At 52.0% G+C, this 13,440-nt stretch carries 15 protein-coding genes; 12 read left to right on the top strand and 3 right to left on the bottom strand.

Annotated features, from left to right (window positions below):
• Positions 1 to 172 precede the first annotated feature (172 nt).
• The 6 genes from minD (at position 173) to ACSV5M_RS08265 (ending at position 4,553) form a co-directional block, all read left to right on the top strand.
• The gene (minD, locus tag ACSV5M_RS08290; RefSeq protein ID WP_439175421.1) at positions 173 to 985 is read left to right on the top strand and encodes a septum site-determining protein MinD; all 813 of its coding nucleotides are present in this window, start codon (positions 173 to 175) and stop codon (positions 983 to 985) included.
• Positions 985 to 1,242 carry a cell division topological specificity factor MinE gene (gene minE, locus ACSV5M_RS08285; RefSeq protein ID WP_439175420.1) on the top strand — a complete coding sequence of 86 codons (258 nt, stop codon included), beginning with the start codon at positions 985 to 987 and terminating at the stop codon, positions 1,240 to 1,242. The genes minD and minE overlap by 1 nt, the downstream gene beginning before the upstream one ends.
• A 42-nt stretch (positions 1,243 to 1,284) precedes the next feature.
• Complete coding sequence (locus tag ACSV5M_RS08280; RefSeq protein WP_439175418.1) at positions 1,285 to 1,911, top strand: 3'-5' exonuclease; 627 nt, start codon at positions 1,285 to 1,287, stop codon at positions 1,909 to 1,911.
• Positions 1,912 to 1,938: 27 nt separating this feature from the next.
• Positions 1,939 to 2,559 (top strand): YceI family protein, encoded by a 621-nt coding sequence (locus tag ACSV5M_RS08275; RefSeq protein WP_439175416.1) that lies wholly within the window; start codon positions 1,939 to 1,941, stop codon positions 2,557 to 2,559.
• Positions 2,560 to 2,581: 22 nt separating this feature from the next.
• Positions 2,582 to 4,087: a helicase HerA-like domain-containing protein gene (locus ACSV5M_RS08270; protein ID WP_439175413.1), complete on the top strand. Its 1,506-nt coding sequence runs from the start codon at positions 2,582 to 2,584 to the stop codon at positions 4,085 to 4,087.
• A 70-nt stretch (positions 4,088 to 4,157) separates the two neighbouring features.
• Positions 4,158 to 4,553: an MAPEG family protein gene (locus tag ACSV5M_RS08265; RefSeq protein ID WP_439175411.1), complete on the top strand. Its 396-nt coding sequence runs from the start codon at positions 4,158 to 4,160 to the stop codon at positions 4,551 to 4,553.
• On the opposite strand, the gene ACSV5M_RS08260 is transcribed toward ACSV5M_RS08265, so the two are convergent.
• Entirely contained in the window at positions 4,550 to 6,277 is a 1,728-nt protein-coding gene (locus tag ACSV5M_RS08260) for a diguanylate cyclase (protein ID WP_439175408.1), read from the bottom strand. The two genes, ACSV5M_RS08265 and ACSV5M_RS08260, sit on opposite strands and share 4 nt — an antisense overlap.
• Positions 6,278 to 6,658: 381 nt before the next feature.
• On the opposite strand from ACSV5M_RS08260, the gene glyA reads away from it, so the two are divergent.
• The gene (gene glyA / locus ACSV5M_RS08255; protein WP_439175405.1) at positions 6,659 to 7,924 is read left to right on the top strand and encodes a serine hydroxymethyltransferase; all 1,266 of its coding nucleotides are present in this window, start codon (positions 6,659 to 6,661) and stop codon (positions 7,922 to 7,924) included.
• Between the two features lie 4 nt (positions 7,925 to 7,928).
• Here glyA and ACSV5M_RS08250 read toward each other — a convergent pair whose 3' ends face one another.
• Positions 7,929 to 8,147, bottom strand: a complete 219-nt coding sequence (locus ACSV5M_RS08250) for a hypothetical protein (protein ID WP_439175403.1) — start codon at positions 8,145 to 8,147, stop codon at positions 7,929 to 7,931.
• 71 nt (positions 8,148 to 8,218) lie between these two features.
• On the opposite strand from ACSV5M_RS08250, the gene ACSV5M_RS08245 reads away from it, so the two are divergent.
• Positions 8,219 to 9,025 carry a hypothetical protein gene (locus ACSV5M_RS08245; RefSeq protein WP_439175401.1) on the top strand — a complete coding sequence of 269 codons (807 nt, stop codon included), beginning with the start codon at positions 8,219 to 8,221 and terminating at the stop codon, positions 9,023 to 9,025.
• Between the two features lie 84 nt (positions 9,026 to 9,109).
• Here the strand turns inward: ACSV5M_RS08245 and ACSV5M_RS08240 are convergent, their stop codons facing one another.
• Positions 9,110 to 10,174, bottom strand: coding sequence for a Wzz/FepE/Etk N-terminal domain-containing protein (locus ACSV5M_RS08240; protein ID WP_439175399.1), 1,065 nt, complete (start codon positions 10,172 to 10,174; stop codon positions 9,110 to 9,112).
• Positions 10,175 to 10,395: 221 nt separating this feature from the next.
• Here ACSV5M_RS08240 and ACSV5M_RS08235 point away from each other — a divergent pair, with 221 nt between their 5' ends.
• The 4 genes from ACSV5M_RS08235 (at position 10,396) to ribD (ending at position 13,432) form a co-directional block, all read left to right on the top strand.
• Positions 10,396 to 10,941, top strand: coding sequence for a DinB family protein (locus ACSV5M_RS08235; protein WP_439175397.1), 546 nt, complete (start codon positions 10,396 to 10,398; stop codon positions 10,939 to 10,941).
• A gap of 39 nt (positions 10,942 to 10,980) precedes the next feature.
• Positions 10,981 to 11,766, top strand: coding sequence for a substrate-binding periplasmic protein (locus ACSV5M_RS08230; protein ID WP_439175394.1), 786 nt, complete (start codon positions 10,981 to 10,983; stop codon positions 11,764 to 11,766).
• A gap of 65 nt (positions 11,767 to 11,831) precedes the next feature.
• A complete protein-coding gene (nrdR, locus tag ACSV5M_RS08225; RefSeq protein ID WP_439175391.1) occupies positions 11,832 to 12,296 on the top strand; it encodes a transcriptional regulator NrdR in 465 nt (154 codons plus the stop codon).
• Between the two features lie 8 nt (positions 12,297 to 12,304).
• The gene (gene ribD, locus ACSV5M_RS08220; RefSeq protein ID WP_439175389.1) at positions 12,305 to 13,432 is read left to right on the top strand and encodes a bifunctional diaminohydroxyphosphoribosylaminopyrimidine deaminase/5-amino-6-(5-phosphoribosylamino)uracil reductase RibD; all 1,128 of its coding nucleotides are present in this window, start codon (positions 12,305 to 12,307) and stop codon (positions 13,430 to 13,432) included.
• Positions 13,433 to 13,440: the final 8 nt, after the last annotated feature.

Here is a 13,440-nt window from a genome sequence, read left to right as displayed (position 1 = left end):
GAAAACGCGTGAATACATCCCAGTAGCTCCTTCACGTCGTCCTTGACGTGAAGGTTTCAGAATGCCTCACCGCGCCTGAACTGATTGCCGACTGCAGTTTTGGATTATTGAATTTATTGAGCGCTGGACCACCAGCGACTTTTGATTAAACAAGAATATAGAGGAGCCAACTTTGGCCAAGATTATCGTAGTGACTTCAGGTAAGGGTGGTGTGGGTAAAACCACTACCAGTGCAGCAATCAGTACCGGCTTGGCTCAGCGCGGTCATAAAACGGCGGTGATTGATTTTGATGTGGGCTTGCGTAACCTGGATTTGATTATGGGTTGTGAGCGGCGTGTGGTGTATGACTTTGTGAATGTTATCAAGGGTGAGGCGACCTTGAATCAGGCGTTGATCAAGGATAAGCGGACAGAGGGTTTGTTTATTCTGCCCGCGTCGCAAACCCGCGATAAGGATGCCTTGACACCGGAAGGTGTTGAGACGGTGTTGAATGATTTGGCTAAGGATTTTGATTTTATCGTCTGCGATTCGCCTGCCGGGATTGAGAAGGGTGCGCAGATGGCGTTGTATTACGCGGATATTGCGATTGTGGTGACGAATCCTGAGGTGTCGTCGGTGCGCGATTCGGATCGTATCCTTGGGATTTTGCAGAGTAAGTCCCGCCGTGCGGAACGTGGCGAGGAGCCGATCAAGGAGCATCTGTTGTTGACTCGGTATAACCCGGAGCGTGTGGAGAAGGGTGAGATGTTGAGTGTGGCGGATGTGGAGGAGATTCTGGCGATTCCGTTGCTGGGGGTGATTCCCGAGTCGGAGGCGGTGCTTAAGGCGTCTAACCAGGGGCAGCCAGTGATTCTGGATGATGAAAGTCAGGCGGGACAGGCGTACAGTGACTCGGTGGATCGTTTGTTGGGTAAAGAAATTCCCCACCGTTTTCTGGAAGTGCAGAAGAAAAACTTTCTCAAGCGTTTGCTGGGAGGTAAATAGTGAGTATCTTCGATTATCTGCGCAAGAAGCGTGCGCCCTCGTCGGCGGCTACGGCGAAAGAGCGCCTGCAAATCATCGTCGCTCACGAGCGCAACCGTCGCAACCATCCCCAGCCGGATTTTTTGCCGCAGATGCAGCAGGAAATTATTGAGGTGGTGCGCAAGTACATCAACATTTCGTCGGACCAGGTCGTCGTTAATCTGGACAACACCGATGATTGTTCGGTACTCGAACTCAACATTACCCTCCCGGACTAATCGTAGGTCGGATTAGCCAAAGGCGTAATCCGACAATTAATTATGCACAACGCCAATACTGTCATCGTTCTCGACTTCGAAACCACCGGCCTCTCGCCGGAGATGGGCGACCGCGCCATTGAAATCGGCGCGGTGTTGATTGAGGATGGTGTTATCACGGATCGGTTCCAGCGTTTAATGAATCCCGGCAAGCGTGTAAACAGCTTTATCGAAAATTACACCGGCATAACCAATGACATGTTGCAGGACGCTCCGCCGGTTGCAGAGGTTATGCAGGAGTTCGCCGAGTTTATGGGCGGGTACAACCTGGTCGCACACAACGCCTCGTTTGATCAACGTTTTTTGCGCGCCGAACTGAAGCGGTTGCGGCGTAACTGCGATAATCCTTTTTCCTGTTCCATGCTGGCCTCCCGGCGTATTTATCAAACCGCACCCAACCACACGCTCAGTGGTTTGGTCGAATATAAAAACATTCCGACCGACGGCATCTTTCACCGGGCGCTTGCCGATGCGGAGATGACCGCTAAACTTTGGCTGGCGTTACTGGATGACATCGCGAGCATCTATAAAGTGTCCGCCTGTTCCTTTACGGTGATGCAGCAATTGACCACGATTCCCAAACGTTCAGTGCCAAATTTTTTTCAAAAGCTCTCCCTCAAACCCCATTAAATGTTCTCTTTATAAAAGGGATGTTGTATGAACCATTTGCGCAGCTTCTCTTTTCTTCTCGCAACGCTTTTTTTGCTTCATGGGTGCGGTTATCTGTTGCAACCCGATGTGCAACAGGGAATGGCGAACCTGGAAAAAGGTGAATACGAGCTTGATCCCCGCCATACAACGGTGCTGTTCAAAGTTGATCATTTGGGATTATCCAAATTTGTCGGGCGTTTTAATCGTGTTGATGCCAGTCTTGATTTTGATCCCGCTGACCCTGCCGCTGCTAGATTAACCGCCGTTATCTATACCGCCAGTATTGATGTGAATGATGCGGACTTTTCGGCGACCTTGGCCGGGCGCAGCTGGTTTAACAGTGAGCGCTTTCCGGAAGCGCGTTTTGTAACGCGCGCGGTGGAACTGGTTGACGGCAATCGCGCACGCTTTATCGGTGATCTCACCATGTTGGGGGTGACGGCACCCATCGCACTGGATGTACATTTTAATGGGGGTGCGGACAATATGCTGACCGGGCGTTACACCCTGGGGTTTTCAGCAGCGGCGCGTTTTAAACGTTCGCAGTTTGGCATGGATCAATATATTCCTGCCGTAGGTGATGATGTAGATGTTGAGGTGCATGCAGAATTTTTGCGGCACGAATAAAGATTTTTTTGCGGAGAAAAATATGTCAAACCGCTTCTTGCTCGGTGGCACCCCGACACAACCGGTGGAGTTGCATTTATCTATGGGTAATCGTCATGGCCTGATTGCCGGCGCGACCGGTACGGGAAAAACGGTCACCTTACAGATTCTGGCGGAGGGTTTTGCCAAAGCCGGCGTACCGGTCTTTATGGCGGATGTAAAAGGCGATTTGTCCGGTCTGGCACACAGCGGCAAGCCACATCCCAAAGTGGATGAACGCCTCCGGAAGATCGGTGTCCAGACTTATCAGCAGCGCGCTTATCCTTGCGTGTTCTGGGATATCTATGGCAAACACGGCCACCCGGTACGTGCGACGATTTCTGATTTCGGGCCGCTATTGCTGTCGAATTTTTTGGAATTAAACGAAACCCAGGCAGCAGTGTTATATGCGGCGTTTAAGATCGCGGATGATCAGGGATTGTTGATGCTGGACCTGAAAGACCTGCAAGCAATGCTCAGCTGGATGAAAGATGAACGCGCCAGCCTGGAAGACGAATACGGCGGTATCAGCAGCGCCAGTATTGCGGCCATCCAACGTCGCCTGATGATGTTAGAGCAACAGGGTGCCGAAGATTTCTTTGGCGAGCCGGCACTGGATTTACAGCATTTGTTGCAAATCACTCTGGATGGTCGCGGTGCGATTAATATCCTTGATGCAACTAGCCTGATTCATCAGCCGCGGTTGTATGCGATTTTTTTGCTGTGGCTGATTGCCGAATTGTTTGAGAATTTACCGGAGGTGGGTGACATGGATCACCCCAAGCTGGTGTTCTTTTTTGACGAAGCGCACTTGCTATTCAACAATGCACCGAAGCTGCTGCTGGAAAAAATCGAACAGGTGGTGCGCTTGATTCGCTCGAAAGGTGTAGGTATTTATTTTATTTCCCAAAGTCCGGCAGATATTCCCGACGCAGTATTGGGCCAGTTGGGAAATCGCGTGCAGCACGCCTTGCGCGCGTTTACGCCCAAGGATCAGGCGGCGGTTAAGGTTGCTGCACAAACCTTTCGACCTAATCCCGCATTTAAAACTGAAGCGGTGATCAGTGAGTTGGGTATTGGGGAGGCATTGGTGTCGGTGCTTGATCATAATGGAACGCCGACGCAGGTCGAGCGCGCTTTGATTGTTCCGCCGGAATCGCGCATTGGCCCATTGACAGTGGAGGAGCGTTCCGCCGTTATGGCGCGCTCACCTTACCAGAATATCTACAACAAATTGATCGATCGCGAATCTGCCTACGAAGTGCTTAAGGCGCGCGCTCTGCAAAAAACTCAACAGGAGAATGCAGCGCAAAAAGAGGAAGCGTGGACCGTGCGAGTACCGAATAACCCCGCACCGCGCTCACGCAAAACGACCAGCACGTCGCGTTCATCCAATCGCCAGAGCGTTGCAGAAACCCTGGCCAAAAGCGTCGCCCGTTCCGTCGGCAGTTCACTGGGCCGCCAAATTGTCCGCGGCTTGCTAGGTTCACTCCTGGGTGGCCGACGTTAACAGTAGGTCGCATTAGGTGCGAAGCACCGTAATCCGACATCACAACTAAAAAACCAACGGAGGCCCACCCATGAAAACCGCACTCATCGTCCTGCTATTGCTGAGCCTGTTCCCCTACGCCTTCGCCTGGATTTCCGGCTATTACCGCCGCCAACAGCTTGGCACCATCGACAATAAAAATCCGCGCCAGCAATACACCCAACTTAGCGGCCCCGGTGCACGCGCAGTCGCTGCACAACAAAATGCCTGGGAAGCGTTGGGCTTTTACAGTGCTGCTTTATTAGCGGTGAGTTTGGCAGATGTAGAGATTGAACATCTCTCCCTGGCCGCGATACTTGTCCTGCTCTTTCGGGGTCTGCACGGTATTTTTTATCTGGCCAATCTTGATCTGCTTCGTTCTTTATCTTTTGTGGGTGGGATGCTGCCCAGTGTGTATTTGTTTTATGGGGCGATTACCAATAGTTAATTGAGGCTTGCTATGCAATCAGCGGGCGTTGACTTGTCTGGCAGCGCAGAAAAGGTCATTACACAATTGCGCCCATTATCCTTAGCTGCATAAAGGGCTTCGTCGGCGGCATTGAGTAATTCGTGCATTGACTGGAATACCTGGTTCTCCTGACATGCCAAGCCAATGCTGACGGTAATCTGATGCCGTCCAATCAGTTTGCTGCAGATATGTTGCCGCAACCGTTCGGCAATAATCCTTGCATCTTTTTCATCCGTGCGCGGCAAAATTACCGCAAATTCCTCGCCGCCAAATCGAAACGGCATCATCGGTTTGCGAATCAGGTTGCGCAGCTGTGCAGCAACGTTTTTTAATACGCGGTCGCCTTGGCTGTGGCCGTAAAGGTCGTTGAACTGTTTGAAGTGATCTATATCGATCATCAACAGAGAAAAAGGTTGGCCGTTACGTTGGGTGCGCTGGAATTCCTGGCGCATGACATCGTCAAACATGCGTCGGTTGGGGATCTCGGTTAGCGCATCGGTGTGGCTTTGTTTTTTAAGTTCGTTGACGCGGCTGCTCAAGGCTAATGACAGGAGTACCATCTCAATTAATGAACCGATCTGGAAGATATTTTCGGTGAAGAACGTGCGCGGAAAATAGCCGAAGACTTTCACCATATACACCATGATGCCGAAGATAAACGTAGACCAGGCGAGCATAAAATACCGCGCCGGCGGATAACCGGAACAGAGCCGCGCGATGCCCATGATAAAGATAAGCGGCATGACAAACAGCGTGAGTGTTGCCTGGGTTGCGACCACCAGCGCATAAGGAAGAAACAGGGAGCTGAAGGTCACCACACCGAGCACCGCAATCATGCTCAGCGCGGCAAGGTCCAACTTGCGTGAGAACTGTTTGATGGTCAGGATGTGGCGCGAAAACTGCGCGGCAAAAAGCAGTGAGAGTCCCAACAGAATGAGCAGGCAAAAATTGGCCAGGTCGGGACTTTCCGGCATGATCATCTGGTAAAAGAAACCGTCATTGGCACTCATATACAAGCCGAAACACAGGATGTATAGCAGGTAGTAGAGGAAGGCTTTATCACGCACGACAACAAAGATAAAAAAGTTGTACACCACCAGTACCAGAAAACCCCCGTAGTACACGCCATATGCAAATTGTTCGCTGCTGATATTTTGAATCAACTCAATGGGCGAGGAGGCTGACAGGGCAATATCCATAGCGCCTTCGCTCTCGTAGCGCAGATACAAGGTAGATTCGCTATCAGGCGGGAGTGTCAGGGGAAATAAAAAATCATGGTAGGCAATCGGTCGTTGGGAAAAGGGCAGGCGGTCGCCGGTTTTATGGTGATGCCATTCTCCTGTGGTGTGCTCCCACAGATCCAGGTAATCAATCAGCGGATACGCCTGCCGCAGGATGATCTTGTTTTCCCGTGAACTCTCGTTAATCAGCCGAAGCTTCACCCACCAGGCCGAGCGGGTAAAGCTGAGGTTGGCGCCGTTTTTCCCTGGAGGGCCAAAGGTGCCGGCGTAGTGGCCGTTGCGGATGTTATCAATCGTCAATCGCTTTGACGGGTCTTCCAGAAGCAGCAATTGATGTGTCAGCGATTGTTCCCGAAACGTATCGGTAATATGCAATATGCCCGCATCGTTCGGATTGGCAGCTATCAGTGTGGCGTTCAACAGAAGCCAGCCCACCAAGCCCAGGCGCAGGATCCTAAGCATTGTCCTGGGCAAAGCCCTGCCTGCACTGCAGGTGGTGCCATGCGAGTGAATCAGATATTTTTGATAAATGTGATGGTCGATCACGGCAACATATCCTTATTAACGTGTAATTCCCCGGGCGATTATTCTTGTAAACAAGGTGATTTTCGACGGTGGAAAAGCGGCGGTCATTCTTGCACCTCGCCCTTGGCTGGTCAATTAATCATCAGATATAAGCGGGCCACTGGTAAGTCCGCCAATGCCTTGATAATCCTCGTGGAGCCGCTGTTAACCTGAATAAATTTCCGGTTGGCCATGATTTTTTTGCGTGGAAGAGGTCTGTTTGAATGGTGTACAATCCGCGCCTATTTTTCATCCGCTTCCCTGCTCAGGACTTACTCCATGTTTGATAAAAGCCAGACTATCGCCTCCTTTGACCCTGAAATCTGGGCCTCCATCCAAAATGAAGGTCGTCGTCAGGAAGAACATATCGAGCTGATCGCTTCGGAAAACTACACCAGCCCTATGGTGATGGCGGCCCAAGGGACCAAGTTGACCAACAAATATGCGGAAGGCTATCCGGGCAAACGCTACTACGGCGGTTGTGAATATGTTGATCAGAGCGAAGCACTGGCCATTGAGCGGGCCAAACAATTGTTCGGGGCAGACTACGCCAACGTCCAGCCCCACTCGGGTTCCCAAGCTAACTCGGCGGTTTACGCTGCGCTTTGCGCACCCGGTGATACCGTACTCGGTATGAGCCTGGCCCATGGCGGCCATTTGACTCACGGTGCCAAAGTGAGCTTCTCCGGCAAGATGTACAACGCCGTGCAATACGGTCTGAATCCGGAAACCGGCCTGGTCGATTACGATGAAGTAGAACGTCTGGCCCTGGAGCACAAGCCAAAGATGATCGTGGCGGGCTTCTCGGCCTACTCCCAGGTTATGAATTGGCAACGTTTCCGCGATATCGCTGATAAAGTCGGCGCTTATTTGCTGGTTGATATGGCCCACGTGGCCGGTTTGGTGGCCGCCGGTGTTTACCCCAGCCCGGTGCAGATTGCTGACGTAACGACGTCTACTACCCACAAGACCCTGCGCGGCCCACGCGGCGGCATCATCCTGGCAAAAGCCAACGAAGAGATTGAAAAGAAACTTAACTCAGCGGTATTCCCCGGTGGCCAGGGCGGCCCGCTGATGCACGTTATCGCGGCCAAGGCCATAAGCTTTAAGGAGGCCATGAGCCCCGAGTACAAAACGTACCAGCAGCAAGTTGTGAAGAACGCCAAGGCGATGGCATCAACCTTCATTGAGCGTGGTATCAAGATCGTATCGGGCGGAACCGAGAACCACCTGATGCTGGTGGATCTGATTGGCAAGGAATACACCGGCAAAGACGCCGACGAAGCGTTGGGTAATGCCAACATCACCGTCAATAAAAACTCTGTGCCGAATGATCCGCGTTCACCCTTTGTAACCTCAGGTTTGCGTGTCGGTACGCCGGCAATTACTACGCGTGGCTTCAAAGAAGCCGAGTGCGTACAACTGACTCACTGGATCTGCGATATCCTGGATGCACTCGAAGCAGGTAATGCAGCACCGGTGATTGAGTCTGTTAAAGCAAAAGTGTTGGATGTGTGCAAGAAGTTTCCAGTGTACGCCGAGTAAAATCCTATTGGTATTCATTTAATACCGTTGCTAAAAGGGAGCTGAGTTCAGCTCCCTTTTTTATTGCGCGTTTTTTTTGATCACCCTTACTCATGACTGTACGAATCTGGTTAGCCGACTTCATTTTCCTTCCGGCTGTTGGCGGAATAATCTGCCTTAGCGCATTTTCCATACACATCAAAAAATAAATAAATGAATTTTTAGCAAAAACTGGTTGCTGCAAAATTTATCTGCTAGCTTCATAGCTCAGCGCAATGCTGGGTAATCTTATCTTTTAAAAAGGAGCTTGTTTGTATGAAGTTGATCTTCTCATCTGTATGTACCTTTCTGTTGGTTTTGCTCGCTGCAAGTACCAACGCCAAAACACTCAAGTATGAATTGCAGGATATGTTTTCCCATAATGGGGAAATCAATTATCCCGGTCTGGATTTTCATAATGCACAATCAGCCACTCTTACAGTTGAGAAGCTGGAGGGTAATCCAACTCCCGAGCTGGTATCCCTTGATCTGGTATTTCCTGAGGCGGCTACCCTCAAGGTTCGCGGCTTTGTCCGGCAGGGACCCGATACTTATCGGGCGCTGGTTCCGGGTGCGTGGATTTTCAGGGAAGTGTTAGTGCAGCTGCAAATTCCGGAATTGTCCGTGGGTGCCCCCGTTCAAATCATGGTTAAAGTGGTAGAGGGAACATCCTACCTCAACCCGATTGTAAACAGCATAGGGCCGGATTTATTGATTGCGCACGGCATGCTGAAAGATATAACACCGTCTAAAGTTGTAGATACGGGTTTTGCCATGGTTGAAGGAAAGCGGGTGAACCTTTCGCTGAAAGATCGGTTGGGTTTCAGTGAGACCAGTCCTCAATTTGGTTTTACGATTGACGCACTATGGCTGGGAAATGGGCAGAAAATATTGTATCTACATGCCCCCATTCCTTTCGAAGAATTTGATTTTGTAGAGCCAATAGCCTTACTGGTTGAAGCGATGAATGGTCCGAATGGGATAGAGAATATGGTTAGCGTAAAATATATTCTGGCGGGTGAAGAGCAGGTTAGCCCACCATTTCCTCTGGCTGAATTACTGAACCAGGCATACGGTCAATAATCCATTAAAAAGAACAAAAGATCCCCGTGATCTTTTGTTCTTTTTAAGCGCCTGTCCGCGCCCGATACGCTTTAATTCCCTGCATCACCAAGACGAGCACCACCCCCACCATTCCCGACATGACAATTGTTGCAACAGGATGAGCATTTTCCTGGGCTTTACCGGATCGAGCGATGACACGGCCGGGCTGGCTAATTCAAATGCCTGAATGCCTGCTTTTACCGCATGTAATTTATTGAGGTCGTTCTCCATAATATCGCGCCAATACTCCATGGTGCGGAGTTCGGGAACGAAGGCGCTTAAGGGATTATCCTGGCGTGCCTGTAAAGCATTAATCTCCTCTGTCAGCACTCGCGTGCCGAGCAAATATTGCCGGTCATCCACGACCTTGAGTTCCACCCCGGCGAGCTGCGCGTAAGGTGTTTCAATAATCTTTAATGATTGTGCAACACGACGCGCTTCTTGCAACTGGATTAATTCGTCGCGTAATTTTTGTTGTTCGCGGCTTTGCAATGCGCTGTAGTCGAATGCCAACTGTTGCAGGCTGGATCCATAACCCTTTTCCAGTTGAATCACAAATTGTTCAACAACGCGCGCGTTAAGGAAGTCGACATACGCACTGAGTAATGTGACGCCTTGCGCGGGTTCGGTTGTTTCCAGTGAAATTTGGCTCAGAGTTGACTCGGGTTTTTTGGGGTTAGGAGGCGTCAGGGTTAAAGCGTTAAAAAAGCGACGGAACTGCCGGTCGTTATCGCTAACGCCGGTTCGCGGATCGGTAGACAAAGGTTGCTTTGACCAGGATTCCCAAAACAGACGCTGCGTATGCAACGCACCAGCCTGGGTTATCAATGCGGTGTAAAAGGCAGTCTGTTGCAAGGGCGCGACTTGATAGCGTTTTCCTTCATCATCCAGCACCGTGGGCTGGAGCGCTTGAATATCATAAACGGAGGTGCTGTCCAGCAGCGCCTCAACCTGATAAACCGGTGCCTGGTATTTCAACCAGATAATCACGGGTATCAGGCCTATTGCCAGGGTGGCCGTAATCAGCCATTTTCCTCGCCAAAGCGTTGCACAAAGTTCCAACAAATCGATTTCATCATCGGCGTAATCGGGTTGTCGGGTAGGGAGTGTATGTTGATAGGTGTTCATAAGCACTAGCTCATAATCCGGTAGCTGGCTTGTGGCATCATTGCTGGATATCAGTGATGGTTGCGGCAGGCAATGTCATTGTTCGTCGCACGGTGAATCTACAGCCATCTTGCGGCTATACTGAGTTTTGCACTTTACCTGTGGGCATGCGGCAAGGTTGTAAGAAATTGTAGATACTGGTCGTGCGGGTATTAAGAGAAATTACAGTGTAAGAGGCGGCTATGTTGGTAAAAGAATCCCTGGTACTGATGTCTCGTTACAACACCTGGATGAATCAACGGCTTTATGAAACTGTTCAGGTGTTGACGCCGGATGAATTTATGCAAGACAGAAAAGCGTTTTTCGGTTCGATATGTGGAACCTTGAATCACCTTGTTGTAGCCGACACGATTTGGCTAAAACGCTTCGCCAGCCACTCAGAAGATTTCACCGCACTTGATGCCGTTCGTCACGTCAGTACGCCATCGGCGTTGAACCAGATTTTATTTGCCGAACTAAATGCACTCAGGGATTATCGCCAGTCTCTGGACAGCATCATAGAGCAGTGGGTGGATTCTTTGGTAGAGACAGATCTGGATTCCGTGTTGCATTACACCAACATGAAAGGTGTAACCACGAAAAAAATCCTGGGCCAGGTACTGCTTCATTTTTTTAATCACCAGACGCACCATCGCGGACAGGTGACCACTCTGTTGACACAGTGCGGCCTGGACATGGGGGCGACAGATTTGCTGCTGTTGATTCCTGATCAGGCATTGGTGGAATAGCGCGGGGCTATTTATGCGGAATTTTGATCGAGGCGATTCATGATGATGGGAAGCGATGTCCATTGTGCAATTCGTCGATATCTGTTGATCGTCTGTTTGCTGTCCGCCGGTGCGACGGCTGACACGGTGACCTTTTTAATTGCGGCAGGCACGGTAGAACCCTATCAGGTTGTGAGTGATGATCCCCAGCGTAGACCTCACTCGGGCATTCTGATTGATGTGTTGCAGCAGGCGTTGAGTGAGACAGACATCCAACTGGCGTTTGTGGAGCGTCCCTACAAGCGTATCCGCATGGATATTCTCGCCAACCGCCATCAAAACTGGATCAGCTACGGCTCGCCATCCTGGTTGGACGAGCGATTGAGGGCGGTCGGTGAATACACGCAGCAACCTATTCTGCAAACCCATTATGTGATGGCCACCATGAGGCGGGCAGAGCTGCCATCACTCGATGATATCCACGGAAAAAGGGTCATCACCATCCTGGGTTACAACTATTTTTCCGGCTTCGACACCTGGGTGAAGACCCATGACATCACCCTGGTCAGCGCACCTTCACATCGTCACGCGCTGGCGATGTTGAAGCAGGGTAGGGGCGATTTTTATCTGGCAGAGGATGTGCGGGTGCGCTGGGAATTGAGTCGGGCGGATATGCACATGTCCGACCTCCAGCTGCTCGATTTTTCCAGCGTGATTCCGCCCTCCTCGTTGTATTTGTTGCTTGACGCGCGCATGCCGGGTCGGGTCAAGGCGCAGATCAATACCCGTTTACTCCAGCTCCATCGGGAGGGCGGTATGGAAGACATTCTGGATCGGTACCGCTAGCGGGCTGGTTTTGCCCGATTTTGTGCTAGTATGGCCGCATTTTTCAATCAGCCGGATTGCCATACATGCACTGTCCCTTTTGTAGCGCTGAGGATACCAAGGTCATTGATTCCCGCCTGGTGGCCGAGGGTGATCAGGTGCGCCGTCGCCGCGAGTGCCTGTCCTGCCACGAACGATTCACCACCTACGAAATCGCCGAACTGGTGATGCCGCGCATCATCAAGCAGGATGGCACCCGCCAGCCGTTCGATGAAGACAAGCTGCGCGCCGGTTTACTGCGGGCGCTGGAAAAGCGGCCGGTCAGCACCGAGGCGATTGAGTCCGCCATCAACAGCATCAAGCACTTCCTGCAAGCCACCGGTGAGCGCGAAGTGAAATCCCTGACTGTCGGTGAAAAGGTCATGGAGCAACTGCAAAAACTCGACGAAGTGGCTTATGTCCGCTTTGCCTCGGTCTATCGTCGCTTTAAAGACCTGAATGAATTCCGTCAGGAAATCGACCGCCTCGAACAACAGCCGGACAACAAGTAATCTGTGTTATGCCACTGACCCAAACCGACCATCTGTACATGGCGCAGGCGCTGCGTCTCGCCGAGCGGGGGCTGTATACCACTATGCCCAACCCGCGTGTGGGCTGTGTGCTGGTGAAAGACGGGCAGGTGATCGCCGAGGGGTGGCACTACCGCGCCGGTGAAGCCCACGCGGAAGTACATGCCTTGCAGCAAGCTGGCGAACAGGCGCGCGGCGCCACCGCTTATGTGACGCTGGAACCTTGTAATCACAGCGGCAGGACTGGCCCCTGTTCAGAAGCGCTATTGGCCGCTGGTGTGGCGCGGGTGGTTTTCGCGATGGAAGACCCCAATCCGCAGGTGGCTGGCAGTGGATTGGAGCGCTTGCGCGCAGCGGGCGTGATTATCGATGGCCCGGTACTGGAAGACGATGCCCGCGCCCTCAACCCCGGTTTCCTTAAGCGCATGGAGCGCAAGCTGCCCTACGTGCGCTGCAAACTGGCCATGAGCCTGGATGGTCGCACCGCCATGGCGAGCGGTCAGAGCAAATGGGTAACCGGGCGCAAGTCTCGCGAGGATGTGCAACGCCTGCGCGCCCGCAGTTGTGCCATCGTCAGCGGTATTGATACCGTGATCAGCGACAACGCTGCCTTGACAGTGCGTGTCGATGAGCTGCAATTGGCTAATGCAGAAGATGCTGCTGCGCATCAGCCGCTGCGGGTAATTCTGGATTCGCGCTTGCGTCTCGGGCGGGATGCCGAGTTGCTGCGACATCCGTCCCCTATCTTATTGATTCACAATGGCGCCGACGACAATGCCGCGCGCCTGCATGGTTGGCCACCGCAGGTGGAGTTACTGGCTTTGCCGGACGCCCAGGGCCGTATTGATTTACCGGCGGTATTGCGCGAACTGGCTCAGCGCCAGTGCAATGAAGTACTGGTCGAGGCGGGCGCGACTTTGGCGGGCAGCTTCCTGCGGCGCGGCCTGCTGGATGAATTGATTATTTATATGGCGCCGAAGTTACTAGGCAGCAACGCGCGCCCGCTGTTTGATCTACCTTTACATACCATGTCTGCCGCACTGCCGATAAAGGTGCGCGACATGCGCGCCGTGGGTGACGACTGGCGCATTACAGCCGTGCCGGACATGGAGCATTAAGATGGCGC

The sequence above is a fragment of the Cellvibrio sp. ARAG 10.3 genome, assembly GCF_051846955.1.
Taxonomy (GTDB): Bacteria; Pseudomonadota; Gammaproteobacteria; order Pseudomonadales; family Cellvibrionaceae; genus Cellvibrio.
The sequence above is the reverse complement of the archived record's forward strand: the minus strand, read 5'-3'. Positions and strand labels throughout refer to the sequence as shown.